Source organism: Streptomyces sp. RLA131 (assembly GCF_056270125.1).
This window is the reverse complement of the sequence record NZ_JBWDOQ010000002.1, coordinates 3,000,196-3,026,673: the sequence shown is the minus strand read 5'-3', so window position 1 is coordinate 3,026,673 and position 26,478 is coordinate 3,000,196. Positions and strand designations below refer to the sequence as shown.

Below are 26,478 nucleotides of genomic sequence, written 5' to 3'. Positions count from 1 at the left end.
GGCCGGTGTCAGTTGTACGCCGCGAAGGCCTTGGAGAAGGCGTCCGCGTCCTGCACGACCGAACTGCACGTCGCGTCCGCTGAGGACTTCGCGCCGCCCGCGCACTGCTTGTCGCGGGCCGCCGACCACATCGACAGCCACCCCAGCCCCTTGGACTCGGCGAACTCCACCAGCTGCGACGCGTCGCCCACCGTGAAGATCTCCGTCGCCACGTCGTTGACCCCGATCATCGGCGTCACCGCCACGGTCCGCCACGCCGCCGCGTCCGACAGCCCCAGCACGCTCTTGACCTGCGCCTGCGTCGCGGTGGCCGCGTCGATCGCGTAGCCGCCCATGTCGCCGCTGAACGAGGCCCCGTAGTCCATCGCCATGATGTTCACCGCCGAGATGCCGACCCCGTTGGAGGCGGCGTCGGCGAGCAGGTCGATCCCGTCCTGGGTCAGCCCGGTCGGCATGGCGGGCAGCGTGTACGACACGTCCAGACCGCTGTGGCTCGCCTGGAGCCGCGCGATGGCCTTCGCCCGCAGGGTGTTGGCGGCGGAGTTCGTGATGGCGCCGCCCTCGACGTCGAAGTCGGCCTTCGTCAGGCCGTACGTGTCGATCACCTTCCCGTACGCCGCCGCCAGCGCGGAGGCCGACGAACACGTGGTCGCCAGCTCCGAGCCCGACGCGCCGCCGAACGAGACCCGCACATCGCCGCCGGCCGCCCGCAGCGAGCCGATCCGCGCCGCGACCGCGTCGCTCGCCAGGTCCGTCACCCCGCCCCACTTCGGGGTGCAGCCGCCGCCGTCCACCACGAAGGCCAGGTTGTACTGCTTCACACCGGTCGCCCGCGAGGCGGCGAGCAGGTCGAACGCCGGGTAGAGCGAGGTGTCGACGTAGGGGGCGAAGCCGGCGCTCGACGACGAGCCGGAACCGGTACCGGAACCGGAGGTGGAGGTCGCGCTCGCGGTGGCGGTGGGGGTGGCACTCGCCGTCGTGGACGCCGAGGGCGACGCGGACGCGGACGCCGACGCCGAGGCGGACACGGACACGGACACGGACGCCGAGGCCGACGCCGAGGCCGAGGGACGGCTGCTCGGGGTCGCGGTCGCGCCGTCGTCGACCGAGCATGCCACGCCGTTGATCAGGCAGTTGACCGGATCGGCCGCCCTCGACGACGACGAGGCGACAAAGCCGACGCTGACCGACCTGCCGACGGCTATGTCCTTGTTCCAGTCCTCCGCCGTCACGGTGACATGCCGGCCGGACGTCGTGAACGTCCCGTTCCACAGCGAGCTGAGCGTCGTACCCGCCGGCAGATCGAACCGCAGCGTCCAGCCCGACAGGGGCGCGCCGCCGGAGTTGGTGATCTCGTACTGGCCCGTGTACCCGCTGGTCCAGTCACTGGTCTTGCTGTACGCGGCGCCCACCGTGGCGGCCTGCGCGGTCCCCGCGAGCACGAACCCCCCGCCGGCGACAGCGGCGCCCGCGGCGAGCCCGGCGAGGAGCCTTGTCCTGCGGCTGGTGTTACGGCTGCGGTGCGAATTCCTCATGAAGCGGGACGCTAGCGTGGCCGATTCGGACAAACCCCCTGTTCAGGGCGGGGGTTGACGGACTTATGCCGCGCTTGAGCAACGCATCGGAACCGGTTAAAGGTTCAGACCACGTTTGCTCCGGACCGGACCGGCCGGGCCTTGCGTCCGCGCGCCAGCTTGTGGCCGCGCCGGGTGCCCCCGGTGGGGGCCCGCAGGGCCAGCCAGACCCGGATCTCGGCGCCGCCGAGGACGGAGGGCCCGACCCGTACGTCACCGCCGGTCGACTCGGCGACCCGCCGCACGATGTCCAGGCCCAGCCCCGTGGAGCCGTCACCGCCGGCGCCCTGGCCCCGGCGCAGCGCGGTGGCCGGGTCCTTGATGCCGGGCCCGGCGTCGGAGACGAGCACGATCACCGCGTCGTCGCTGCTGTGGACGTCGACGGCGAAGGCGGAGCCCTCCGGGGTGTGGCGGAAGACGTTGCCGAGCATGGAGTCGAGCGCCGCGACCAGTTCCGCCCGGGCGACCGGGACCCGTACCGGGTGTTCGACGCCCGCCGTACGGGCCGTACGGCCCTGGTCCTCGGCGAGCGCGGACCAGAAGGCCATGCGTTCGCGGATGACCTCGGCCGCGTCGCAGCCCACGGCCAGCGGGCCGCCCGACGCGGACTGCTGGGCGCGTGCCGTACGGATGATCTGGTCGACCTCGCGCTCCAGTTGGGCCACCGCCTGCCGGGTCTGCTCACCGGCCGGGCCGTCGCCCAGGGAGGCGGCGTTCAGCCGGAGCACGGTCAGCGGGGTGCGCAGCCGGTGCGAGAGGTCGGCGGCCAGCTCGCGTTCGTTGGCGAGGAGCTGGTCGACCTGGGCGGCCATGGCGTTGAACGCGGCCGCCGCCGACCGCAGTTCGGTCGGCCCCTCCTCCGGTACCCGTACCGCCAGATCCCCGCGCCCCAGGTCGTGCGCGGCCCCGGCGAGCCGTTTGGCCGGGCGGACCATGCGGGTGCCGAGCCGGTCGGCCACCGCCACCGAGCCGATGATCAGCCCGATGCCCACGGCCCCGAGCACCAGCCAGGAGGCGGTCACGCCCCGGGTGACGTCGGTGTCGGGCACGAAGACCTCGACCACCGCCACCGAGCCGGAGGAGACGGCGGTCGGTTGCAGCAGCGCGAAGCCGCCGGGCACCGGCACCGTCGAGGCCCGGCCGAGTTCGGACGCGGTGTCCAGGGCGGCCTCGGTGGTGTGGGTGTCGCCGATCCCCACCCCGGCGGCGTCCTCGGTGGCGGGGATCCGGACGGCGATCCGCCCGTCGGCCCCCGCCTGGGTGGAGGCGACGGCCTTCTCCAGTTCCGTACGGTCCGTGGTGATGGCCAGCGCCGGGCCGATCGCCGCCGCCTGGCGCTCGGCGTTGGTGAAGGCCCGGTCGCGGGCCATCTCCTTCACCACCAGCGCGAGCGGCACCGCGAACGCCAGCACGACCATGGCGGTCACCGCCACGCACACCTTGACCAGTGCCCATCTCATGCCGGCGGCTCCGGTGGTTCGAGCTTGACGCCCACCCCGCGCAGGGTGTGCAGATAGCGGGGCCGGGCGGCGGTCTCGCCCAGCTTTCTGCGCAGCCAGGACAGATGGACGTCGATCGTCTGGTCGTCCCCGTACGACTGCTGCCACACCTCGGCGAGCAGTTCGCGCCTCGCGACCACCACACCCGGCCGCGCGGCCAGGAAGGACAGCAGGTCGAACTCCCGCCGCGTCAGGTCCAGTCGGGTGCCGTCCAGTGCGGCCTGCCGCCGCAGGGTGTCGATCTGCAGGCCCCCGACCCGCATCACCTGCGTGTCCTCGCGGGCGCGCGAGCGCCGCAGCACGGCCGACATTCGGGCCGAGAGGTGTTCCACCGAGAAGGGCTTGATCAGGTAGTCGTCGGCACCGGCGTTGAGCAGCCGTACGACCTCGGTCTCGTCGTCCCGCGCGGTGGCGATGATCACCGGGACGTCGGTGATGCCGCGCAGCATCTTCAGCGCCTCCGCACCGTCCAGATCCGGCAGGCCGAGATCCAGGATCACCACGTCGAAGCCGACCTGGGCCACCTCCCGCAGTGCTTCGAGGGCGGTGCCCACACTGCGTACCGAGTGCGCCGCCTCCGTGAGATGCCGTATCAGCGCGGACCGCACAAACTGGTCGTCCTCGACGACGAGCACACTTGCCATGGCCGCACGGTAGCCCATCCGGGGGACATGAACGGGGGCGCGTACGGCACCATAGGTCGAATGTGGAAGGGACTGGCGCACGCCGGCGCGTGGACGATGGCCACGGGCGCCGCAATGGCGATGTCGTGGTTCGGGGTGCATCACGTACTCGCGGGCACCGTCTACGACCCGCCGCGCGCGCTGCCGATCACCGAACAGGTGGCGGCGACCGCAGTCCCGGACGGCCCGGCGAAGCGGACGACCGCCCCGCCGTCGGCCTCGCCGTCCTCCGCCTCGCCCTCGGCGTCGGCGTCTCCATCGGGGCCGGTCTCCGCGTCGAGCACCCCGGAGCGCCCCCGGGGCAGCGGTTCGGCGGCGGCCACCTACGCGGCCGGTACGACGGGCCAGGTGCACAGCTATCCGGTCGAGGGCGGCCGGGTCACACTGGATCTCGGCGAGAGCGCGGCGACCCTGGTGTCCGCGACCCCGGAGCCGGGCTGGGAGATGAAGGTCTGGACCCAGGACGGTTGGATCCGGGTCGACTTCACCTCCACCGACAACGCGACCACGTCCTCGGTCTTCTGCACCTGGAACGGCCATCCGCCCACGGTCCAGACCTATGTCGCCGGGGGCTGACCGAAGACGCCCTCCGGCGGTGCCGGTGACGCCGCCGCGGACGCGTCGGTGACCGGCGCCGCGCCGCCCGTGAAGTCGTCCAGCCCGCGGCCGTGTTCGACCCGTCCCGGATGCGGGTCCGACGCCACCCGCCGGGTCAGTTCCGCGACCGGCAGCGCGGTGTCACCGGCCAGCAGGATCACATTGCCGAAGCGCCGCCCGCGCAGCACCGCGGGATCGGCCGCCGCGCAGGCGTACGGGAAGGCCGACCGGACCGTGGCGATCTGCGACCGCAGAAACGCCAGGGGCGCCCCGTCCGTGAGGTTCGCCGCGTACCGGCCGCCGGGGCGCAGCGCGCGCCGCACCTCGGCCAGGAACTCCGTGCTGGTCAGATGGGCCGGGGTGCGCGCCCCGCTGAACACGTCGGCGATCACCAGGTCCGCCCAGCCCTCCGGTGTCTTCGCCAGACCCGCCCGCGCGTCCCCGCCGCGCACCCTGATCCGCCAGGTGCGGTCCCACGGCAGCTCCCGCCGGACCAGCTCCACCAGGGCCGCGTCCACCTCCACGACCTGCTGCGTCGAGCGGGGCCTGGTCGCCGCCACGTACCGGGCGAGGGTCATCGCGCCGCCGCCCAGGTGCAGCACCTGGAGCGGCCGTCCGGGCGGCGCCGCCAGATCGATGACATGCCCCAGCCTGCGCTGGTAGGCGAAGTCCAGGTACTCCGGGTCGTCCAGGTCCACATGGGACTGCGGGGCCCCGTCGATCAGCAGGGACCACGCCCGGGCCCGCTCCCGGTCCGGTACGAGTTCGGCGACACCGCCGTCCACCGGGACGCTGACGCTGTCGGGGGTGCGCTGCCGTTTGCTTCTCCCTGCCACCCCACCAGTATCAGGGGGCGGCGGTCACAATCCGTCGACCAGTTCGATCGTCCGGGCCGCCTCGCCCAGCGCGGCGCGCAGCACGGCGGGATCGGTGACCGGGGTGTCCGTGTGCGGGGGTACCAGCCATCCCGTCCCGGCGACCGGGGGCTCGCCCGCCAGCGTCAGCCCGCGCCCGTTGGTCTGCGTACAGGCGCTGCCCGGCATGTCCCAGCCGTCGGCGGTGCCGGGCGGCACGAGGAAGCCGAGGCTGTTGCCGGAGCTGTCGTGCAGCACCGGGCCGACGGCGGTCCGCAGGCGCAGGATGTCCACCGCCTCCAGGCCCTGCCGGGTGGGGACGGTGACCAGGTCGCACGGTTCCGGCTCGCCCGGTGGCAGCACGCTCCGCTCCTCGCCTGGGGTGCGCCGGCCCGCGAGGGCCGACCTCTGCGACGCACTGGTGTCCCACACGGCACATCCTCCTCGGATCCGGACCACCGGTCACCGTTCCCGTTGCACCCTGTTCAACGCGCCGGAGCGTCAACGGCTACGCCCCCGTGACGCCGTCAGGGGTGGCGTTTCATGGCGAATGAGAGGTGAGATATCCCTTTTGTAACTGAATTACCGATGATCGACCGGTAGTCCACCGGTGACAGCGAGTACGGTCTGCCAACACCGCAGCAAGCACACCGGCAAGCACAGCAGCACCGCACCGCGCAACGGGAGTTCGGCCATGGCGTCGTCACCTTCCAGTCCCAACAGGGTCTTCCGGCACCTGCGCGGCGGCCTCTCGCCCGGAGAGTTCGCCGCGGCCGTCCGGCGGGCGGCTCGCGAGATCGGCGAGCAGGTCAGCTGCGACGCCCGCTACATCGGGCGGGTGGAGTCCGGGGAGATCAGATGCCCCAACTACGCCTACGAGCGGGTGTTCCGGCACATGTTCCCCGGGTACGCGCTCGGCGACCTGGGCTTCGAGCGCAGGGAGGCGGTCCGGGGGCGGCGCGGTGTCCCACCCGCACACGAGACCGACGAGGAGAGCGACGTGCGGCGTCGCGCGTTCATGACGGCCGGCCCCGCGGCCGCGGTGGCATCGGCCCTGGCCCTCGGGGCCGCCCCGAGCGGCCACCGGGTCGGCGGATCCGAGGTACGGGCCGTCGAGGAGGCCGTCCGGAGCATCCGCTTGCACGACGACCGGCACGGCGCCGACGGTCTGCACCGGCAGGCCGGGCAGTCCCTCCGTAGCGCCTACCGGCTGCTCGACGAGGGCAGCTACAGCCAGTCCGTCGCCGACGCCCTGCATTCCGGCGCGGGCGAACTGGCCATCTCCGTCGGCTGGCTGGCACACGACTCGGGCCGCTTCACCGACGCCCGCTCCTCCTACGCCGAGGCGCTGGCCACCGCCCGTACGGCGGGTGACGGCCGGGGCGACCCGGCCCTGGAGGCGCACGCCTTCTGCAACGCCGCCTTCCTCGCCCGGGACGCCGGCCGGCCCCGCGAGGCGCTGCGCGCCGCCCAGGCCGCCCAGCACGCGGCCCGGCGGCTCGGCTCACCCCGGCTGCTGTCCCTGCTGGCGCTGCGCGAGGCCGGTGGCTGGGCCGGGCTGGGCGACCGGGCGTCCTGCGAACGCGCCCTGCTCCGGGCCCAGTCGCTCTTCGGGCGGGGCACCCGTGACGCCGACCCCGAGTGGATGTCCTTCTACGGCGAGGCCGAACTCGCCGGCCTGGAGGCCCAGTCCTGGGCCGCCCTGGGCGACCACCGGCGCGCCGTCGAACAGGCCCGCCGGGCGGTCGGCCTCCAGGACCCGCACTTCACCCGCAACACCGCCCTGTACGGAGCCGAACTCGCCTGTGACCTGGCCGCGGCCGGCCGGCCCGACGAGGCCGCCGCCGTCGGAACGCGGGTCCTGGACCTGCTGGGCGGCCGGGGCCGGACCGACAGCCGGACCGGCGGCCGGGGCCGGGTGTGCTCCACCCGGATCCGCTCCATGCTCGACACCGCCGCCCGCAGCCTGCGGCCGCACCACAGGGAAGCCGGGGTCGCCGACTTCCTGCGGCACGGCCCGTGGTGACGGTCCGGCGCGGCAGCACCCTCGTTCCACCGCGCCGGACCGCGCTTTACGCGCCCGATTCCGGCGGCGCCGGAAGTTCACCCGTACGGGCGACCTGGGCGTACCAGTGGGCGCTGGACTTGGGGATCCGGGCCTGGGTCTCGTAGTCGATGTAGACCGCGCCGAAGCGTTTGCTGTAGCCGTAGGCCCACTCGTAGTTGTCCATCAGGGACCACAGGAAGTAGCCCCGCACATCGGCGCCGTTGTCGACGGCCTTGAGGACGGCGTCGAGGTGGCTGTGCAGATAGGCGATCCGCTCCGGGTCGTGGACCGAGCCGTCCGGGCCCGGCGCGTCGTCGTAGGCGGCGCCGTTCTCGGTGATGACCAGCGGCAGGCCGGGGAAGTCCCGGGTGCAGCGCAGCAGCAGGTCGGACAGGGCGGTGGCGTCCACGGGCCAGCCCATCGCGGTGCGCGGGCCGTCGGCCTGGTGGAAGGCGACGTTGTCGGCGCCGGGCCACGGGGAGTGGTCGCTGGCGCCGTGGTTGTCGTTGCGGGCGTTGACGGGGTCACTGTCAGTGGTGGCTGATACCACTGTGGGTGAGTAGTAGTTGATGCCGAGGAAGTCGAGGGGGTGACGGCGGATGGCGGCGAGGTCGCCCTCGCGTACGAAGGACCAGTCCGTGAGCCGTTCGGTGTCGCGGAGCAGATCCTGCGGGTACGCGCCCTGGATCAGCGGGCCGGTGAAGACCCGGTTGCCGACCGCGTCGATCCGGCGCGCCGCGTCCCGGTCCTCGGGGGAGTCGGTCAGCGGGCGGATCTGGTGCAGGTTGAGGGTGGCCGCCACCTGCGCGCGGGCGGGCAGCGTCTCGCGCAGGACGGTCGCCGCCCGGCCATGGGCGAGGTTGAGGTGGTGAGCGGCGCGCAGCGCCGCCACGGGGTCCGTACGGCCGGGTGCGTGCACTCCGGATCCGTAGCCCAGGAAGGCGCTGCACCAGGGCTCGTTGAGGGTGATCCACCGCTGGACACGGTCCCCCAGGGCCTCGCCGACCAGCCGGGCGTAGTCACCGAAGCGCTCCGCGGTGTCCCGCTCCGGCCAGCCGCCGGCGTCCTCCAGCTCCTGCGGGAGGTCCCAGTGGTAGAGCGTCACCGCGGGCTCGATGCCGTGCTTGAGCAGCTCGTCGACCAGTTCCCGGTAGAAGTCCAGCCCCCGCTGGACGGCCGGACCGCGGCCGGTCGGCTGCACCCGGGACCAGGAGACCGAGAACCGGTAGGAGCTCAGACCGAGGTCGGCCATCAGCCGCACGTCGTCACGGAAACGGTGGTAGTGGTCGGCGGCCACATCGCCGGTATGGCCCTCGAAGACCTTCCCCGGCGTGCGGCTGAAGGTGTCCCAGATCGACGGGGTGCGCCCGTCCTCGGCCGCGGCGCCCTCGATCTGGTAGGCGGCGGTGGCCGCGCCCCAGAGGAAGCCCGGCGGGAACTGGCGGCTGGTGGTCGCGGTGGGGGTGGGCCGGATATCGGACGCGGTCATGTGGGAGCGCTCCCGTCTCTAGTGGTGGTGCGAGGGGGGTGGAGGGAAAGGGAGAAAAGGCCGGACAGGACGGCGCCGGACGGGGGTCAGCCCTTCAGCGCTCCCTGCATGACACCGCCGACGATCTGCTTGCCGAAGACCGCGAAAGCGATCAGCAGGGGCACGGTGGCGATCACGGCACCTGCCATGATGACCGATTCGTTGATGTTGTACCCGCCGCCGATGCTGGCGAGAGCCACCTGCAGGGTCGGGTTGCCGGAGGGCGTCAGCGCGATCAGCGGCCACAGGAAGTCGTTCCAGGCCTGGACGAAGGTCAGCATGCCCAGCACCGCCATGGCGGGCCTGGCCACGGGGAAGACCACGTGCCACACGATCTGCAGTGAGTTCGCCCCGTCGATCCGGGCCGCCTCCAGCAGCTCGAAGGGCAGTGCCTCGGACAGGTACTGCCGCATGAAGAAGACGCCGAACGCGCTGATCAGACCCGGCAGGATCACCGCCTGGAGATGGTCCGTCCAGTGCAGGCCCGCGATGACCTGGAACAGCGGCAGCACGCTGAGCTGCGGGGGTACGGCGATGGTCGCGATGACCAGGACCAGCATGGCGTTGCGCCCGGTGAAGCGCAGCTTGGCGAAGGCGAAACCGGCGAAGGTGCAGAACAGCACCGTCGACACGGTGATGGCCCCGGCCACGATCACCGAGTTGACCATCGCCAGGCCGAGGGAGTGGCCGCCCTCCCCGTTGTAGTTCCACACGTCGCGCAGGTTCGACAGGAGGTTCCCGCCCGGCAGGAGAGGCGGCGGGGTCTGCACGATGCGGGTCTGCGAGGTGGACGCGGCCACGATGGCGAAATAGAGCGGAAAGAGTGACGCGACCGCGACGACGGACAGGATCACGTAGGTCAGCGGGCCGCCGTGCCCCTGACGGCCGGCGCGGCTCTTGAAGGGGTTCCTGCGCGGCCCTCGGCCGGTTGTGCTCTGATCGGCCGGGGCCGGGGTCACGGTGGACATGGTCGTCATGATGGCTCGGCTCCCCGTCACGCGGACTTGCGAAGGCGTCGGACGATCAGGGCGTTGATACCGCCCACGATCACGGCGATGAAGAAGATGACCCAGGCCACGGCGGCGGCCCGTCCCAGGTGCTCGGCGCTGAAGGCGAGCCGGTACACGTAGAGGGCGAGGGTCGAGTACTGGCTGTCGGCACCGCCGTTGATGCCCTGCCCGCTCCCGCCGAAGAGGAAGGGCTCACCGAAGAGCTGGAGCGAGCCGATCGCCGAGATGATGACCGTGAACAGGATGGTCGGCCGCAGCGACGGGATGGTCACATTGCGGAACTGCTGCCAGCGGCTGGCGCCGTCCAGCTCCGCGGCCTCGTACAGCTCGCCGGGGATCGCCTGCATCGCCGCCAGGTATATCAACGTGTTGTAGCCGGTCCACCGCCACATCACGATGAACGACACCGCGAACTGCGACGACCAGTTGCCGGCCTGCCAGGCGATGGGCTGGAAGCCGAACAGGTGCAGTGCCCAGTTGGCGAAACCGGCGTCGTCCTGCTGGAAGATGAACTGGAAGATCAGTGCCGCCGCGGCGACCGAGGTCGCGTAGGGGGCGAGCAGGGCCACTCGGAAGAAGCCCCGGGCACGGAGCTTGTAGTTCAGCAGGTGGGCCAGCCCCAGCGCGCCCAGCAACTGGGGGACGGCGGACATCAGCCCTATGGTCAGCGTGTTCCGCAACGACTTCCAGAAGAACTCGTCGTCCCACAGCATCGAGTAGTTGTCGAAGCTGTTCCACGTCATCTTGTTCGGTTCGAGCGTGCTCACCGCGTGCAGCGAGACCCAGCCCGTGTAGATCAGCGGGAAGAGCCCGAAGGCCGCGAAGAGCAGGAAGAACGGCGCGATGAACAGGTACGGCGAGGCTTTGACGTCCCACCGGTACAGGCGACCCTGCCGCGCCCGGCGGGCCCGGTCGGAGGCTTTGGCCTCCTCGGTCGGCGGCGGTGGAGAGGGGGGGCGGCTCCCCGTCGCGGTGGTGGAGGTGGCCACGAGCGGCGTCCTTCCCAGGTGTTATGGCATCTGGCGGTGCGGGTGCGGGTGCGGGTGCGGTTGACGGTGCGGGTTGCGGGGCCGGGTCCGCCGGCCCCACGGGTGTGCGTGGGGCCGGGTTCCCGGCCCCACGGGACGAGCGCCGGAGCCGCCGGCCGGGCGGCGGCTCCGGCAGCCGGCATCAGCCGGTGATGTCCGTCTTGATCTGCTTGATCGTGGCCTCCCAGGCGTCGGCGGCGCTCTTGTGCTTCTGCTCCATCAGCAGCACACCGTTGCCCATGTCATTGCGGATCACGCCGTCGTACTGGCCGATCGGCGCGGCCGGGATGCTCTTCGCCGCCTCGGAGAAGATCTTTCCGATCGGGGCGTCGGAGAGGAACTCGTTCTTCGCGCCGGACACGGCCGGCAGATCGTACGCCTTGACGTTCGACGGGAAGTTGCCGACGTTGGGCGTGGTGAAGATCTTCGCTTCCTGGGCGGCCGAGGTCAGCCACACGGCGAGCGCCGTGGCCTCCTTGACGTGCTTGCCCTGCGCCGGGACGGCCAGGTAGGAGCCTCCCCAGTCGGAGGCCTGCGGGGCGGTGGCGATGTTCCACACACCCTTGTTCTTGGGGCCCGAGTTGTTGACGATGTTGGCCATCTGCCACGCGGGGCAGATGGTGGTCGCGAACTTGTTGTTCGCGAAGCCCGAGGCCCACTGCGTCGAGAACTGGGTGATGCCGTTGGTCTGCCCGCCGGCGACCGCCTGGCCGGCCAGCTTCCAGGCCGCCTTCACCGCGGGGTTGGTCTCGTAGATCGGGTTGCCGCTGTCGTCGTAGTACTGCTGCGCGCCGCTGCCGACGACACTGTTGAACAGGCCCTCGCCACTGTCCAGGAAGTGGGTGCCCTTGGGGGCCTTCTTCTGGTACTGCTTGCCCACCGTGTTGACGAACTTGTCCCAGCTGCCGGCCCACAGGGCGGCGACGGCCGTCGGGTCCGTCGGCAGGCCGGCCGCCTTGAACAGCTTGGTGTTGTAGCAGACCGCTTCCGGGCCGATGTCGGTGCCGAGCCCGATGACCTTGCCGTCCTTGGACTTCCCCTGGGCCCACTTGAACGGCGCCCAGTTGGCCTCGGAGACACCCTTGGCCTTGGAGAGGTCCACGAACTTGCCGGCCAGCGTCGTGGTCACCTGGCCCATCCGGGACACGTCGAAGCCCTGGATGTCGGCGGCGCCGGAGCCGGCCGCGAGGTGGGTCCGGGTGGCGTTCCAGTAGTTCTGCTCGTTGGCGTTGTTGTCCTCGACGATCTTGATGTTGGGGTGCGCCTTCATGTACTCCGCGTAGAGCCCCGCACCCTTCTCGTTGTAGCCGAAGGTGCCGAAGTCACCGACCTTCAGAGTGATCGTTCCGGCGTTGTCGTCGGATCCGCCGCTGGAGTCGCCGTCACTGGAGCACCCGGCCAGCAGGCTCGCCCCCAGTGCGGCCACTGCGGTCAGGGCGACTGCTGCGGTTCTGCTTCGGTCTCGGTGCGACTTCGTTGTCGTGCCCATTCGTTCCTCCGGGACGGGATACGTGCGGGATGTGTATGCATTCGGTACTGTGGGAGCGCTCCCATGCGTGATGTGTTGAAGGTTGGCTGTTCCCCGGTGGAGTGTCAAGGGAGCAGACGTTCTAAGTTGGCGCAGTTGGCTACGTTGGTGGCATCGATTGGGAGGCCGCAATGGCGGTGAGCGGACGGCACAGCGGTAGGCCGACCCTGGAGGAGGTCGCCGCACGGGCCGGTGTCGGCCGTGGCACGGTGTCCAGGGTCATCAACGGCTCGCCGCGGGTCAGCGACCGGGCCAGGACGGCCGTCGAGGCCGCCGTCGCGGAGCTGGGATATGTGCCGAACCGGGCCGCCCGGGCTCTGGCCGGAAATCGCACGGATGCCATCGCGCTGGTCATCCCGGAACCGGAGACCAGGCTTTTCGCCGAACCCTACTTCTCCGACATCATCCGGGGTGTGAGTGCCGAGCTGGCCGACACCGACATGCAGCTGCTGCTGACCCTGATACGGACGCCCAAGGAGCGGCAGCGCTTCGCGCAGTACCTCGCGGCGCACCGGGTGGACGGCGTTCTGCTGGTGTCGGTGCACGAGAACGACCCGCTGCCCGACCTCCTGGAGCAGCTGGAGATGCCGGCCGTGCTGAACGGCCGGCGGTCCGATCTGGAGTCGGTGTCGTACGTCGACGCCGACAATGTGGGTGGTGCCCGGTCCGCCGTCACGCACCTGCTCGGCCGGGGACGGCGCGCGGTCGCGACCATCACAGGACCGCTGGACATGTACGTCGCCCGCTGCCGGCTGGACGGCTACCGGCAGGCCGTGGAGGCGGCCGGCGCGGACGCCGACGAGGCGCTCGTGGCGCGGGCCGACTTCACCGAGGACGGCGCGCGGGCCGCGATGCGGGCGCTGCTGGAGCGGCGGCCGGATGTGGACGGGGTCTTCGCGGCCTCGGACGTGATGGCCTCCGGAGCCCTCCAGGTGCTCCGCGAGACGGGCCGTCGGGTGCCGGACGGCGTGGCGCTGGTGGGCTTCGAGGACTCGGCGATCTGCCGGCACACGGATCCGCCGCTGACCTCGGTGCGGCAGCCCACGGAGGAGATGGGCCGGACCATGGCCCGGGTGCTGCTGGAGGAGATCGCGGCCCGGACCGTCAGCCGGCGGCACGTCGTGCTCGCCACCGAGCTGGTGAAGCGGGACTCGGTGTAGCGGGGCCCGGTGTGGCGGGGCCCGGTGTGGCCGGACCCGCGCGCCGCCTCCCCCGGCTCGCGGGCCACGTCCTCGCGCACGTTCCGCTGCCCCGTCAGCCGTCGAGGGCCAGCAGATGGGCCTTCAGGCCTGCTCCGTACGCCGTCGGTGTGCCGTCGTACGCGGTGATCAGGGACGGTCCGGAGGAGCAGTCCCAGGTGTTCCAGGTCCAGCCGAGGTACGAGGAGCCGTGGGTGTCGAGCCAGGCCATGAACGAGTCGATGAAGCCGTGGCCGCAGGTGTTCTCGCCGATCTCGCCGGCGACGAGCGGGACCTGGGCGGCGACGGGGGCCAGGGTGCTGTCCCAGCACGAGCTGGAGGCGCATGTGTTGAAGTTGTAGACGTGGACGGCGGCGGCGAGGTTGCCGGTGGAGTCGGTGGGCCGGTGGGCGAGCCACTGGCCCAGGTCGTTGGAGTACGCGACGCCGCCGAGCAGGATCACGTTCTGCGCCCCGGTGGCTCGTACGGAGTCGACCAGGGTCTGCATGCCGGCCACCGGATAGCCGATGCCGGGGCACGTGCCGCCGTCGCGCCAGCAGGTCCAGGCCTGGTCGAGTGTGGAGGTGGCGCGGTCGGGATAGGGCTCGTTGAACAGGTCGAAGACGGCGGCCTGGTCGGACTTGAAGGTGGTGGCGACCGAGCGCCAGAAGGACGGGGTGTACTCGGTGTCCGGCATCGGCTTCTGGCAGGAGGCGTAGAGGTCGGAGCAGCCGGCGGAGTTGCCGGTGTACTGGCCGTGGCTCCAGTGGAGTTCCAGGATCGGTGTGATGCCGTGGGCCTCCAGCCGGGTGGCGTAGTCCTTGATCGCGTCGATGTACGTGCTGCCCCGGTAGGCGCTGGCGATGTTGGACAGGCCGAGCCAGCACTCCTCGTTGAGGGGGATCCGTACGGCGTCGATGTTCCAGGTCAGCATGGCGTCGATGGCGGCGTCGTCCACGGTGCCGTCGAAGATCCCTCGTCCCTGGACGCACATGAACTCGGTGCCGGAACGGTTCACCCCGTGCAGGAGGTGCGTGCTGCCGGAGGCGTCGACGATCTTGTCGCCGGAGACGTGCAGCTTCGGCGCGGCGGTGGCGGGGCTGCTCGGGCCGCTGGTCGGAGTCGTGGTGGGGCTGGTGGTGGGGGTGGGGTTCGCGTCCACGTTGCAGGTGGTCCCGTTGAGAGTGAAGGCGGACGGGGCGGGGTTCGAGCCCGACCAGCCGGCGATGAAGCCCGCCGTGACGCTGCCGCCGGTGGCGATCGCGCCGTTCCAGCTCTCGTTGGTGACGGTGACGGTCTTCCCGGACTGGGACCACTTGCCGTTCCAGCCCTGGGTGACCTTCTGGGTGCCGGGGAAGTCGAAGCCGAGCGTCCAGGCCGTGGTGGGGGCGCTGCCGTTGGTGATGACAACGTTGCCCTGGAAGCCGTCGCTCCACTGGCTGGTGACGGAGTAGGCGACGGAACAGGCCGTCGCGGCAGAGGCCGTGACGGAGGGCAGCAGGGCACTGCCGCCGGCCGCGACGAGAACAGCGGCACAGGCCAGTGCCGCAGGGCGCGGTGGTCGTCGCATGTGCGACTCCTCAATGGTGGGGGTCGGGATGAGCGCGCTCCCACTGGTTCGCGGCAGACCATAGCGCCAAGTGGCCGGTGCGGAAAGGGAGTCGGCGCGAGTTCGGGAGTTGTGGCCGCCGACAGGGCTTCTGCTTCGTCTCTTGACACCGCGTCAGGCCGGATCGACGCTTGGGAGCGCTCCCACTGGTTCACGCACCCGCCTAGGTCACGAGGAGCTTTCGTATGCCCAGAGGACGACCGGGAAGACTCTTGGTGGTGGGAGCGGCCGCGCTCGCGCTGCCGCTGGCCACCACCACCGCGGGAGGTGGCACCCCCGCCCAGGCCGCGACCGTACAGTGCAGCGTCGACTACACGACCAACGACTGGGGCTCCGGCTTCACCGCGAACGTCACCATCACCAACCGGGGCGCCGACGCCATCTCCGGCTGGTCGCTGGCGTACGCCTACACCGGCAACCAGACGCTGACCAGCGGCTGGAGCGGCAACTGGTCGCAGTCCGGCAAGAACGTCACCGTCACCAACCTCGACTGGAACAAGACCATCGCCGCCGGCGCCGCCGTCAGCGCGGGCGCCAACTTCAACTACAGCGGCACGAACACCGCTCCCACCTCGTACGCCGTCAACGGCACCACCTGCACCGGTGCCCACACCCCGCCTGTGGCCACCCTGACCAGCCCCGCCGCCGGTGCCACGTACACCGCGGGCGACACCGTGCCGCTGGCCGCCTCCGCCTCGGCCTCGGACGGGGCGACGGTCTCCAAGGTCGAGTTCTACAGCGACACCACCCTGCTGGGGACCGACACCACCTCGCCGTACGCCTACAGCTGGGCCGGCGTCGCGGCCGGTGACTACTCGCTCTACGCCAAGGCGTACGACAGCCAGGGCGCCTCGGCGGAGTCCACCCCGGTCGGCATCCATGTCGCCACCGGACCGTCACTGGTCGCCACCCCCACCCAACTCGGCGTCCAGCAGGGCAAGACCGGCACCTTCGCGGTCGCGCTGTCCACCAAGCCCGCCGGGAACGTGACGGTCGCCGTCGCGCGCGGCTCCGGCAACACGGGTCTGTCGGTGACCGGCGGGGCCTCCCTCACCTTCACCACCGCCAACTGGTCCACCGCGCAGAACGTGACCGTCACCGCCGACGCCTCCGGCACCGGCGCGGCCGTCTTCAGCGCGACCGCCGCCGGCTATCTCAAGGCCGACGTCACCGTCACCGAGCTGGCCGGCTCCAGCACCTACGACGCCCGCTTCCTGGATCTCTACGCGAAGATCACCGCGCCGGCCTCGGGCTACTTCTCACCCGAGGGCATCCCGTACCACTCGGTGGAGACCCTGATCGTCGAGGCCCCTGACTACGGGCACGAGACGACCTCGGAGGCCTACTCGTACCTGATCTGGCTGCAGGCCATGTACGGCAAGGTCACCCAGGACTGGACCAAGTTCAACGCCGCGTGGGCGACCATGGAGAAGTACATGATCCCCACCCACGCGGACCAGCCGACCAACAGCTCCTACAGCGCGAGCAAGCCGGCCACCTACGCCGCCGAGCATCCGCTGCCGTCGGACTACCCGTCGCAGATCGAGACGAGTGTGCCGGTCGGGGCCGACCCCATCGCGAGCGAGCTGTCGTCCGCGTACGGCACCACCGACATCTACGGCATGCACTGGCTGCAGGACGTGGACAACACCTACGGCTACGGCGACACCCCGGGCGGCGGCTGCGAGGCCGGCCCCAACGCCACCGGCCCCTCGTACATCAACACCTTCCAGCGCGGCTCCCAGGAGTCGGTCTGGGAGACCGTGCCCCAGCCGACCTGCGACAACTTCACCTACGGCGGCAGCAACGGATACCTGGACCTGTTCATCAAGGACTCCAGCTACGCCAAGCAGTGGAAGTACACCGACGCCCCGGACGCGGACGCCCGCGCCATCCAGGCCGCGTACTGGGCCGACACCTGGGCCAAGGCGCAGGGCAAGGCGAGCGACGTCGCCACGACCGTCGCCAAGGCGGGCAAGATGGGCGACTACCTGCGCTACTCCTTCTTCGACAAGTACTTCAAGAAGATCGGCAACTGCGTCGGCGCGAGCAGCTGCGCGGCCGGCACCGGCAAGGACAGCGAGCACTACCTGCTGTCCTGGTACTACGCCTGGGGCGGCTCCAACTCGACCTCGGGCGGCTGGGCCTGGCGGATCGGGGACAGTGCCGCGCACGCCGGCTACCAGAACCCGATGGCCGCGTACGCCCTGACCAACGACTCGGCGATGGCCCCGAAGTCCACCACCGGCAAGTCCGACTGGACCACCAGCCTCAGCCGCCAGCTGGAGTTCTACCGGTGGCTGCAGTCCAGCGAGGGAGCCATCGCCGGCGGTGCCACCAACAGCTGGGAGGGCGACTACGGCACCCCGCCGAGCGGCACCTCGACCTTCTACGGGATGTACTACGACCCGGCGCCCGTCTACCACGACCCGCCGTCCAACCAGTGGTTCGGCATGCAGGCCTGGTCGATGGAGCGGGTCGCCGAGTACTACCAGCAGACCGGCGACGCCACCGCCAAGACGGTCCTGGACAAGTGGGTCACCTGGGCCATGTCCAAGACCACCGTCAACCCCGACGGTACGTATCTGATCCCCTCGACCCTGACCTGGTCCGGCCAGCCCGACACCTGGAACGCCTCCAGCCCGGGCAGCAACGCCTCCCTCCACGTCACGGTCGCCGACTACACCAACGACGTCGGCGTCACGGCCGCGTACGCCAAGACCCTGTCCTACTACGCCAAGAAGTCCGGCTCCACGGCCGCCAAGACCATGGCCAAGGCGCTGCTCGACGGCATGTGGACCAACTACCAGGACAGCCTGGGCATCGCCGTCCCCGAGACCCGCACCGACTACAACCGCTTCGACGACCCCGTGTACGTCCCCAGCGGCTGGACCGGCACGATGCCCGACGGTGACGCGATCAACTCCTCGTCCACGTTCGGGTCGATCCGGTCCTTCTACCAGGACGACCCGGCCTACTCGAAGGTGAGCGGCTATCTGAACGGCGGAGCGGCACCCAGCTTCACGTACCACCGCTTCTGGGCCCAGGCGGACATCGCCCTGGCCATGGCCTCCTACGGGGATCTGTTCGGCGAGTGACCCGGTGAGTGAGGAGCCTCACGTGTGACATGGGCCCCCGGCGGCATTTGCCGGGGGCTGGTGTCACACCCCCCGAATACAATCTTCACCATGTCTCCAACCGTGTTAGAACGTCCCACCACCCCGTCCGCCGAGGCCGCCAACGAGGCGATACGGCGGTATGTGGCGGACCGGCGCACGTGGTCGCAGGCCGAACTGGCCGAGCTCGACCGCCTGCGTGGCATTTGGCGTACCGCTCAGGAGCGGCGCGCCTAAGTACGACAGAGGGTGTCGGGTATCCCGGGCAGTCTGCTGTCCATGACCGACGCGATCACCAACTGGGCGGCCTTCGAGGCCGCCGAACCCGCATTCGCGAGCGCCGTGCGGGCCCGCTTCGCGAAGTACAAGCACCATGTACTCGCCACCTTGCGGGAGGACGGCTCGCCGCGCGTCACCGGCATCGAAGCGGACTTCCGCTCCACAGAGCTGTGGCTCGGCATGATGGCCGGCTCCCGCAAGGCCCTGGACCTGCGCCGCGATCCCCGCTTCGCCCTCCACGCCAATCCGGGCCCCGACACCTCCATGGACGGCGGTGACGTCCGCGTCGCCGGCCGGGCCGTCGAGATCACCGACCCCGCCGGGATCGCGGCGTACGTCGACGAGGCGGCGCCGCCGGAGCCCTTCCACCTGTTCAGGACCGAGCTCACCGAGGTCGTACGGGTCCGGGTCGAGGACGACGAACTGGTGGTGGAGCAGTGGCGTCCGGGACGGCCGGTGCGGACCGTACGCCGTGCGTGATCAGCCGGTGAGGTCGGCCGCCGAGGTCCTGGGGGACGCCGAGCGGTCGTCGACGGCGGCCCCGCGCCAGTCGTTGCCGTAACGCCGGATGCCGGAGCAGGTGCCGCTGACGGAGAGGCTGTTGGCCATCCGCGGACCGCCGCTCCCGGCGCTGGTCGTGTTCCCGGACAGACTCAACGACGTGGCGGAGGTGGAGATCCGGATGCCGTAAGCGGGGCTGCCGGCGCCGGAGGCCCGGCCGGGCGCGGCGATGTGGTTGTCGCGCACCCGCAGGCCGGTGCCGCCCTGCAGATGGATGCCGCTGGCTCCGGCGTCGAGCACGGTGTTGCCCAGGATGCCGGTGTGGGTGCAGCCGGTGGCGGTGATGCCGCACCCGCCCGGCCCGGAGATCTGGTTGCCGCTGACGGTGCCGCCGGTGCAGGTGTCCTGGCCGACGGCATGGCCGGCGACATCGCTGATGATGTTGCCGGTGACGGTGTAGGACGCGACCTGCTCCAGCCGGATCCCGTGCTGGGCCCCGGCCGAGCCGTCGACGACGTTGCCGCTGACGACCAGCGACCGGATCTGCCCGGTTGGCTCGCCGAGCGCGACCACCGGCTCGTCGTGGGCGCCCCCGGAGCGGAAGGTGTTGCCGGTGACGGTGATGTTCCGCACCGGCTGGGAGGCGCCGGTCGCGGTGCCGTCCGGGAGCCTGGTGTCATCGGTGTCGGCGGAGATGACGGAGCGGACCCGGACCCCCGAACCGCACTCGGTGAAGGTGTTGCCGGTGATCGTGACGTCCTCCCAGTTGTAGGCGCTCACGCCGTACTGGAGGACCCCCTCGAAGGTGTTGCCGAGCAGCCGGATCCGGCGGTGGTACCGGCCGATCGTCGCGCTGTGGCTGCCGATGCCGCGCGGCCAGGCGGTCGTCCCCGGGGTGCCGCTCGCGCCGAAGTGGCAGCCCTCGACGAGGACGTCCTCGCACGGCGTGTGGTCGTACGGGCCGAAACCGCCGAAGACCTCGGGGGACTTGGCGAGGTCGAGCTGCAGCGCCTCGGAGAAGTCCCGTCCGCCGGGGTCGGTGTAGCCCAGGAAGGCGCAGTCGCGGACGCTGGCCCGCCTGACGGCGTTCAGCTCGATGGCGTGGAAGCCGGGCAGGTCGCGGATTTCGAGGTCGCGGACGGCGATGTCGGTCGCGTGGCCCAGCGAGACACACATCGCGGAGCCGGTCAGCCCCGCCGTCGTGCCGCGCATGTCCCACACACCGCCCTCGACGGTGATCCGGGAGTGCCCGGTGTACGCCGGGTGGTCCTGGCCGGCGTCTCCGTTGAGGAGCATCGTGGCGGCCGTGCCGCGGCGGAACTCGGCGCCCGGCATGAGGGTGAGCCGCGTGTCGCGGTAGATCCGCAGCGGGAGGGTGGCGAGCAGATAGACCCCGGGCGGTACGACGATCCACCCGCCGCCGTTGTCCCGCGCCCAGTTCAACGCGGCCTGCACGGCGGGCGCGTCGTCGGCGGCACCGTCGCCCTTCGCACCGTGCGCGGTGACGGCCTGCCAGCCGCCCGGCACCGCCGATGAGGCCGCTGACGCCGCCGCCGTCCGTGCTGTCCTCGCCGACCCCGTGTCCATACGAGCCCACCCCCTGAACGACCGAAGGCCCGGCCTGTGTGTACAGGCCGGGCCTTCGATCACCTGGGGTGAGTGACGGGACTCGAACCCGCGGCATCCTGGACCACAACCAGGTGCTCTACCAGCTGAGCTACACCCACCATGACCGGGGCTGTTCCGCTCCGGCCAGAAGAAGTGTACAGGCTTTGGCGGGGTGCTCGCGCACGCCTTATTCGCCGGGTTGTCCGCCGGGTTGTCCGCCGCGTTGTGCGCCGCGTGGTCAGCCCTGCTGTCAGCCGGGCAGGACGTGCTTCGCGGCGATGGTGCGGGCGGTGTCGGTGTCGGGGCCCGGCTGGGGCACGAAGACGGCCTCGCGGTAGTAGCGGAGCTCGGCGATGGACTCGCGGATGTCGGCGAGCGCGCGGTGGTTGCCGTTCTTCTCGGGGCTGTTGAAGTACGCCCGCGGGTACCAGCGCCGGGCCAGCTCCTTGATGGAGGACACATCCACGATGCGGTAGTGGAGGTGCTGCTCCAGGGACTGCATGTCGCGGGCGAGGAAGCCGCGGTCGGTGGAGACGGAGTTGCCGCACAGCGGCGCCTTGCGCGGCTCGGCGACATGCTCGCGCACATGGTCCAGGACGAGCTTCTCGGCCTCGGCGAGGGTCACGCCGTCGTCGAGCTCGTCGAGCAGACCGGAGGAGGTGTGCATGGCGCGTACGACCTCGGGCATCGTCTCCAGCGCCTCGGCGGGCGGGCGGATCACGATGTCCACTCCGTCGCCGAGGATGTTCAGCTCCGAGTCGGTCACGAGGGCGGCCACCTCGATCAGGGCGTCGTGCGCCAGGGAGAGGCCGGTCATCTCGCAGTCGATCCACACCATCCGGTCGTTCATGCGTATCAGCCTACGGGGCGATCCCTCGGTCCCGGCACAGCCGGGTTGCGTCCACGTATGTCGCCCCGTGCGTCACCGCGCATGTCGCGGTCCCCGCGCAGCCGTCCGGCCTGTTCGGGGATGCGGGAGGTGAAGGTGTCGTTCCCGTCCTTGAGAGGTGAGGGGAGGGACAGTACCGGGGGCGCGCTGAGCGGGCGGTGTTCCTTGCCCGCCGGGTGCGTGGCGGCATGCTGGGCCGCCGGCTCGGCCTCGTCCTGCGGGCGCCGGGCGCGGTAGGCGGCCCGGTAGGAGGCGGGGGAGGAGCCGAGCTGGCGGCGGAAGTGGCCGCGCAGGGCGACCGGTGACCTGAACCCGCAGCGGCCCGCGACCTCGTCCACGGAGTAGTCGGAGGTCTCCAGGAGGCGCTGGGCCTGCAGCACGCGCTGGGTGATCAGCCACTGGAGGGGGGCGCTGCCGGTCAGGGTGCGGAAGCGGCGGTCGAAGGTGCGGCGGCTCATGTAGGCGCGGGCGGCGAGGGTCTCCACGTCGAACTGCTCGTGGAGGTGCTCCAGTGCCCAGGCGACGACCTCGGCCAGCGGGTCGCCGCCGATCTCCTCCGGTAAAGAGCGGTCCAGATGACGCTGCTGGCCACCGTTCCAGTCGCTGCCGCGGCGCGGGGAGACCACCAGGCGGCGGGCCAGGGTGTTGGCGGCCTCCGCGCCGTGGTCGGTGCGCACGACGTGCAGGCACAGGTCGATGCCGGCGGCGGTGCCGGCCGAGGTCAGGACGTCCCCGTCGTCCACGAAGAGCTCCCGGGGATCCACGTGGACCGACGGGTAGCGCTTGGCGAGGGTCGGCGCGTACATCCAGTGCGTGGTCGCGGGGCGGCCGTCCAGCAGGCCGGCGGCTGCCAGTACGAAGGCGCCGGTGCACAGGCCGATGATCCTGGCGCCCTCCTCGTGGGCCCGGCGCAGGGCCTCCAGGGCCTCCAGGGGCGGCGGCTGCGAGATGGAGCGCCAGGCGGGCACGACGACGGTGCCGGCCCGCGACAGCGCTTCGAGGCCGTACGGGGCGGTGAGTTCCAGGCCGCCGGTGGTGCGCAGCGGGCCGTCCTCGCCGGCGGCGACCAGCAGGCGGTAGCGGGGCACGCCGGCGTCCTGGCGGTCGATGCCGAAGACCGACAGCGGGATGGAGCTCTCGAAGATCGGCCCGCCGCTGAAGAGCAGCACCGCGACGACCTCCTGGCGGCGGCGCGCGGAGAGCTTGCGTGCTGCGGCCCCGACTCCGGCGCTGGTGCCGGTGCTCCCGATGGTGCCCGTGCCTGTGCCCGTGCTTGTGCCTGTGCCCGTGCCTGCGACCGCGCCGGTGCGGGGCGAGGCCTGCGACGACGAGGCGGCCGCCGGTGGCGCCGAAGGCGCGGCGGTGGCGGTGGCCGTGCCGGCGGCCGGCGGGGCGTCCGCCGTCGTTCCGGTCCTGGACTCCTGGCTCATGGAGCTCAAGCCCCCCTCGGTCGTCTCGTCCTCTCGGTCCTGCACTGTTCCCCCGCCGTTTTGCTCAAGATCGAATCTACTGTGTCCACTGGGGCTCCAGTGGCAAGTTCACCACCTGGCTGTATGTCGACATGGCAACTTGGCGTGAAGCATTCGATCACGAAGCGTTCCACTCGCCAGGCCTGGTGGGAAGTGTGCCTCGAACCCCATGTGCGGGCGCACAGTGGTTGTGCGCCCCCTTCCGGGGCTTCCGTGCTGGTGACGGCGGTGTAAAGGCGTTGTGTGGACAACGGGCGTACGGTGGTGAGAAGTTGGCTGAAAAATGTTGGCAGTACCGCACGCACCCCAGGTCAGCGCACCGGCGCACGTACGGGGCGTGGCCAACGCGCCTATGCGCCCCCGCCCCTTTTGGGAGCCCAGAGGACGATTCCGGATATGGCCGGAGGCGGACAGGGCGGGAAGGGGGGCTGCGGGGCGAGTTGTCCGGTTGGTGAGGGGGCGTTGCGCTCGGCGCCCGGCTGCGGCATTCTCCTGGAAACTTCGGGGTAGGCCGTGGCTGTGAAGGACCCGGCGCATCTGTGCAGGGGTGCTTCTCCGCCGTACTCTGGAGTCAGCGGGAAGGGCAGCCCCTTACCGGTCATATCGGCCGGTCCCGCGGCCCCCGCAAGCATTCTTGTCCGCCCACTGGTGCCCCCAGGCGCCCGACCCCGCCCGAGAATCCCATCATGGCCGGTTACGAGCTCCCCGAGCCCGCCGAAGGCAAACCGCTCGCCAACCCGGCGTCGGTGCCCGAGGCGGCAGCAGAGCTGCGCGCATCCTGCGATCCCGCGTTCCGGCACGGAGTGGTGGTCGGCTTCGACGGCTCCCTGTCGAGCGAACGCGCCCTCGCGTACGCCATCGGCATGGCCCGGCGCTCGGGCTCCGCGCTGATCATCGTCCATGTCGCCAACCGGCTCCCCGCCACGGTGTGGGCGGGCTGCGAGCCACCGGTCTTCGTGGACGTCCCGGACCACCGCACCGAGGTGCTCGGCCTGGAACTGGCCTGTGCCGACCACCTGGCCGAGGTGCCCTGGATCCTGGTCGAGCGCGGCGGCGACATCTGCCACGAGCTGGAGGAGGTCGGCCGGGAGTACGAGGCCGACGCCATCGTGGTCGGCGGCACCCACGGCATCATCGGCAAGATCTTCGGCTCGGTGGCCGGGCGCCTCGCCCGCCGCGCCCAGCGGCCCGTCGTGGTCATCCCGTGACGGAACCTCCGCGGGCCCCCGGCGCGGTGTGCGCCGGGGACCCGCGGAGGACTCGGGGCCGGACTCGGGGCGCCGGCCCGGGGCCGGCTGGGGGTGCGGGTTATTCGACGGTGACGGACTTCGCCAGGTTGCGCGGCTTGTCGATGTCCCGGCCCAGCGCCAGTGCCGTGTGGTAGGCCAGCAGCTGCAGCGGGATGCCCATCAGGATCGGGTCCAGCTCGTGCTCGCTCTTGGGCACCACGATGGTGTGGTCGGCCTTTTCCTGCTCGCGGTGCGCGACCGCCAGGATCGGCCCGCTGCGGGCCTTGATCTCCTCCAGGGCGGCCCGGTTCTTCTCCAGCAGGTCGTCGTCCGGCACGATCGCGACCGTCGGCATGGCCGGCTCGATCAGGGCGAGCGGACCGTGCTTGAGCTCGGAGGCCGGATACGCCTCGGCGTGGATGTAGCTGATCTCCTTGAGCTTCAGCGAGGCCTCCAGCGCCACCGGGTAACCGCGCACCCGGCCGATGAACATCATCGACTTCGCGTTCGCGTACTCCTCGGCGAGCTTCTTGATCTCCGTCTCCTGCTCCAGGATCTCGGAGATCTGCCCGGGCAGCCTGCGCAGTCCCGCGATCAGCCGCTTGCCGTCCGCGACCGACAGGTCCCGGATACGGCCCAGGTGCAGGGCGAGCAGGGCGAAGGCGACCACCGTGTTGGTGAAGCACTTGGTGGAGACCACGCAGACCTCCGGGCCCGCGTGGACGTACACGCCGCCGTCCGTCTCGCGGGCGATCGCCGAACCGACGACATTGACCACACCGAGGACCCGGGCGCCCTTGCGCTTGAGCTCCTGGACCGCCGCCAGCACGTCGTAGGTCTCACCGGACTGCGAGACCGCCACGTAGAGCGTGTCCGGGTCCACGACCGGGTTGCGGTAGCGGAACTCCGAGGCCGGCTCGGCGTCGGCGGGGATCCGGGCCAGCTCCTCGATCAGCCCGGCACCGATCAGACCCGCGTGGTACGAGGTGCCGCAGCCCAGGATCTTCACCCGTCGCACGGCACGCGCCTCGCGGGCGTCCAGGTTGAGGCCGCCCAGGTGCACGGTGGAGAAGCGGTCGTCGATCCGCCCGCGCAGCACCCGGTCCACGGCCTCGACCTGCTCGGTGATCTCCTTGTGCATGTACGTGTCGTGGCCGCCCATGTCGTAGGACTCGGCCTCCCACTCCACGGTGGTCGGCGAGGCGGTGGTGCGGGCGCCGTCCGTGGTGTAGGTGCGGAAGTCGTCGGCCTTGAGGGTGGCCATCTCGCCGTCATCGAGGGTGACGACCTGGCGGGTGTGGGTCACCAGGGCGGCGACGTCGGAGGCGACGAACATCTCCTTCTCCCCGATGCCCAGCACCACCGGCGAGCCGTTGCGGGCGACGACGATCCGGTCCGGGAAGTCGGCGTGCAGCACGGCGATCCCGTAGGTGCCCTCGATCATGGCCAGCGACTGCCGGACCTTGTCCTCCAGGGTGTCCGCCTGGGAGCGGCCGACGAGGTGGGTCAGCACCTCGGTGTCGGTCTCCGAGGTGAAGACCACGCCGTCGGCGGTGAGCTTGGCGCGCAGCTCCGTGGCGTTGTCGATGATGCCGTTGTGGACGACGGCGACCTTGCCCTCGGCGTCCAGGTGCGGGTGCGCGTTCTCGTCGCTCGGCGCGCCGTGGGTGGCCCAGCGGGTGTGGGCGATCCCGGTGGTGCCGGCGAAGCGTTTGGGCACCCGCGACTCCAGCTCGCGTACCCGGCCCTTGGCCTTGACGGTCCTGAGTCCACCGGACTTGCCCGCGATGGCGATGCCGGCCGAGTCGTAGCCCCGGTACTCCAGCCGCTGCAGGCCCTCCAGCAGCAGCGGGGCCACATCACGCTTACCGATGTATCCGACGATTCCGCACATGGCTTTAGGTGTCCCTCCCGATCAGGTGCATGGCGTGCTCAGCCGTAGACGATGCGCCGCAGCTGCCGTAGCGAGTACTCCGGCGGCGTCACCGCGCGGCCGGGCAGCTCGGCGGTGATCAGGTCGAAGATCTCCGCGTTCAGCAGCCCCTTCGCCTGCAGCTCGCGATGACGTCGCCTGATAAATGCCTCGGCTGTCTCGTCGAAGTACGCCAGGACGTCAAGGACCACCCTGGCGGCCTCGCCGCGTTGCAGCGGCGTGGTCCGGACCAGGTGGTCGATGAGGTCGTCATGGGACGCACGGCGTTCGAGCACCGGATGATCCTGCGGCAGGGAGGGCCTCTTTTGCAAGAATCCTG

General features: G+C 71.0%; 22 protein-coding genes and 1 tRNA gene. 7 read left to right on the top strand and 16 right to left on the bottom strand.

Annotated elements, in window-relative coordinates; genetic code table 11:
• Positions 1 to 8 precede the first annotated feature (8 nt).
• The 3 genes from RWE79_RS14660 to RWE79_RS14650 form a co-directional block, all read right to left on the bottom strand.
• The gene (locus RWE79_RS14660) at positions 9 to 1,535 is read right to left on the bottom strand and encodes a cellulose binding domain-containing protein (RefSeq protein ID WP_475940514.1); all 1,527 of its coding nucleotides are present in this window, start codon (positions 1,533 to 1,535) and stop codon (positions 9 to 11) included.
• Positions 1,536 to 1,639: 104 nt separating this feature from the next.
• A complete protein-coding gene (locus RWE79_RS14655; protein ID WP_475940513.1) occupies positions 1,640 to 3,034 on the bottom strand; it encodes a sensor histidine kinase in 1,395 nt (464 codons plus the stop codon).
• Positions 3,031 to 3,717 (bottom strand): response regulator transcription factor, encoded by a 687-nt coding sequence (locus RWE79_RS14650; protein ID WP_475940512.1) that lies wholly within the window; start codon positions 3,715 to 3,717, stop codon positions 3,031 to 3,033. The genes RWE79_RS14655 and RWE79_RS14650 overlap by 4 nt, the downstream gene beginning before the upstream one ends.
• A 60-nt stretch (positions 3,718 to 3,777) precedes the next feature.
• On the opposite strand from RWE79_RS14650, the gene RWE79_RS14645 reads away from it, so the two are divergent.
• Positions 3,778 to 4,332 carry a hypothetical protein gene (locus RWE79_RS14645; RefSeq protein ID WP_475940511.1) on the top strand — a complete coding sequence of 185 codons (555 nt, stop codon included), beginning with the start codon at positions 3,778 to 3,780 and terminating at the stop codon, positions 4,330 to 4,332.
• On the opposite strand, the gene RWE79_RS14640 is transcribed toward RWE79_RS14645, so the two are convergent.
• Positions 4,314 to 5,189 (bottom strand): spermidine synthase, encoded by an 876-nt coding sequence (locus RWE79_RS14640; RefSeq protein WP_475940510.1) that lies wholly within the window; start codon positions 5,187 to 5,189, stop codon positions 4,314 to 4,316. The two genes, RWE79_RS14645 and RWE79_RS14640, sit on opposite strands and share 19 nt — an antisense overlap.
• A gap of 24 nt (positions 5,190 to 5,213) precedes the next feature.
• Positions 5,214 to 5,639 (bottom strand): hypothetical protein, encoded by a 426-nt coding sequence (locus RWE79_RS14635; protein WP_475940509.1) that lies wholly within the window; start codon positions 5,637 to 5,639, stop codon positions 5,214 to 5,216.
• Positions 5,640 to 5,901: 262 nt separating this feature from the next.
• On the opposite strand from RWE79_RS14635, the gene RWE79_RS14630 reads away from it, so the two are divergent.
• A complete protein-coding gene (locus RWE79_RS14630; protein WP_475940508.1) occupies positions 5,902 to 7,233 on the top strand; it encodes a tetratricopeptide repeat protein in 1,332 nt (443 codons plus the stop codon).
• A gap of 46 nt (positions 7,234 to 7,279) precedes the next feature.
• Here RWE79_RS14630 and RWE79_RS14625 read toward each other — a convergent pair whose 3' ends face one another.
• The 4 genes from RWE79_RS14625 to RWE79_RS14610 form a co-directional block, all read right to left on the bottom strand.
• Positions 7,280 to 8,743 carry a GH1 family beta-glucosidase gene (locus RWE79_RS14625; protein WP_475940507.1) on the bottom strand — a complete coding sequence of 488 codons (1,464 nt, stop codon included), beginning with the start codon at positions 8,741 to 8,743 and terminating at the stop codon, positions 7,280 to 7,282.
• Positions 8,744 to 8,829: 86 nt separating this feature from the next.
• Positions 8,830 to 9,750: a carbohydrate ABC transporter permease gene (locus tag RWE79_RS14620; RefSeq protein ID WP_475940506.1), complete on the bottom strand. Its 921-nt coding sequence runs from the start codon at positions 9,748 to 9,750 to the stop codon at positions 8,830 to 8,832.
• A 26-nt stretch (positions 9,751 to 9,776) separates the two neighbouring features.
• On the bottom strand, positions 9,777 to 10,781 hold the full coding sequence (locus tag RWE79_RS14615) for a carbohydrate ABC transporter permease (protein ID WP_475940505.1): 1,005 nt from the start codon (positions 10,779 to 10,781) through the stop codon (positions 9,777 to 9,779).
• Between the two features lie 181 nt (positions 10,782 to 10,962).
• A complete protein-coding gene (locus RWE79_RS14610; protein WP_475940504.1) occupies positions 10,963 to 12,246 on the bottom strand; it encodes an ABC transporter substrate-binding protein in 1,284 nt (427 codons plus the stop codon).
• 233 nt (positions 12,247 to 12,479) lie between these two features.
• Here RWE79_RS14610 and RWE79_RS14605 point away from each other — a divergent pair, with 233 nt between their 5' ends.
• Complete coding sequence (locus RWE79_RS14605; protein WP_475940503.1) at positions 12,480 to 13,508, top strand: LacI family DNA-binding transcriptional regulator; 1,029 nt, start codon at positions 12,480 to 12,482, stop codon at positions 13,506 to 13,508.
• A 94-nt stretch (positions 13,509 to 13,602) separates the two neighbouring features.
• On the opposite strand, the gene RWE79_RS14600 is transcribed toward RWE79_RS14605, so the two are convergent.
• Entirely contained in the window at positions 13,603 to 15,096 is a 1,494-nt protein-coding gene (locus RWE79_RS14600; RefSeq protein ID WP_475940502.1) for a cellulose binding domain-containing protein, read from the bottom strand.
• Positions 15,097 to 15,320: 224 nt separating this feature from the next.
• On the opposite strand from RWE79_RS14600, the gene RWE79_RS14595 reads away from it, so the two are divergent.
• The 3 genes from RWE79_RS14595 to RWE79_RS14585 all read left to right on the top strand — a co-directional run bounded on the left by RWE79_RS14595 (position 15,321) and on the right by RWE79_RS14585 (position 19,010).
• A complete protein-coding gene (locus RWE79_RS14595; RefSeq protein WP_475940501.1) occupies positions 15,321 to 18,233 on the top strand; it encodes a glycoside hydrolase family 48 protein in 2,913 nt (970 codons plus the stop codon).
• 90 nt (positions 18,234 to 18,323) lie between these two features.
• On the top strand, positions 18,324 to 18,488 hold the full coding sequence (locus RWE79_RS14590) for a hypothetical protein (RefSeq protein WP_475940500.1): 165 nt from the start codon (positions 18,324 to 18,326) through the stop codon (positions 18,486 to 18,488).
• Between the two features lie 42 nt (positions 18,489 to 18,530).
• The gene (locus RWE79_RS14585; RefSeq protein WP_475940499.1) at positions 18,531 to 19,010 is read left to right on the top strand and encodes a pyridoxamine 5'-phosphate oxidase family protein; all 480 of its coding nucleotides are present in this window, start codon (positions 18,531 to 18,533) and stop codon (positions 19,008 to 19,010) included.
• Here RWE79_RS14585 and RWE79_RS14580 read toward each other — a convergent pair whose 3' ends face one another.
• The 4 genes from RWE79_RS14580 to RWE79_RS14565 form a co-directional block, all read right to left on the bottom strand.
• Positions 19,011 to 20,618, bottom strand: coding sequence for a NosD domain-containing protein (locus RWE79_RS14580; RefSeq protein WP_475940498.1), 1,608 nt, complete (start codon positions 20,616 to 20,618; stop codon positions 19,011 to 19,013). It lies immediately after the preceding gene.
• Positions 20,619 to 20,682: 64 nt separating this feature from the next.
• Positions 20,683 to 20,758: transfer RNA gene (locus RWE79_RS14575), tRNA-His, on the bottom strand.
• A gap of 131 nt (positions 20,759 to 20,889) precedes the next feature.
• Complete coding sequence (orn, locus tag RWE79_RS14570; protein ID WP_475940497.1) at positions 20,890 to 21,489, bottom strand: oligoribonuclease; 600 nt, start codon at positions 21,487 to 21,489, stop codon at positions 20,890 to 20,892.
• Positions 21,490 to 21,494: 5 nt separating this feature from the next.
• A complete protein-coding gene (locus RWE79_RS14565) occupies positions 21,495 to 22,958 on the bottom strand; it encodes a helix-turn-helix domain-containing protein (RefSeq protein WP_475940496.1) in 1,464 nt (487 codons plus the stop codon).
• 725 nt (positions 22,959 to 23,683) lie between these two features.
• On the opposite strand from RWE79_RS14565, the gene RWE79_RS14560 reads away from it, so the two are divergent.
• A complete protein-coding gene (locus tag RWE79_RS14560) occupies positions 23,684 to 24,205 on the top strand; it encodes a universal stress protein (protein WP_475940495.1) in 522 nt (173 codons plus the stop codon).
• Between the two features lie 100 nt (positions 24,206 to 24,305).
• Here the strand turns inward: RWE79_RS14560 and glmS are convergent, their stop codons facing one another.
• A complete protein-coding gene (gene glmS / locus RWE79_RS14555) occupies positions 24,306 to 26,120 on the bottom strand; it encodes a glutamine--fructose-6-phosphate transaminase (isomerizing) (RefSeq protein WP_475940494.1) in 1,815 nt (604 codons plus the stop codon).
• Between the two features lie 38 nt (positions 26,121 to 26,158).
• Complete coding sequence (locus RWE79_RS14550) at positions 26,159 to 26,434, bottom strand: hypothetical protein (protein ID WP_475940493.1); 276 nt, start codon at positions 26,432 to 26,434, stop codon at positions 26,159 to 26,161.
• Positions 26,435 to 26,478 lie beyond the last annotated feature (44 nt).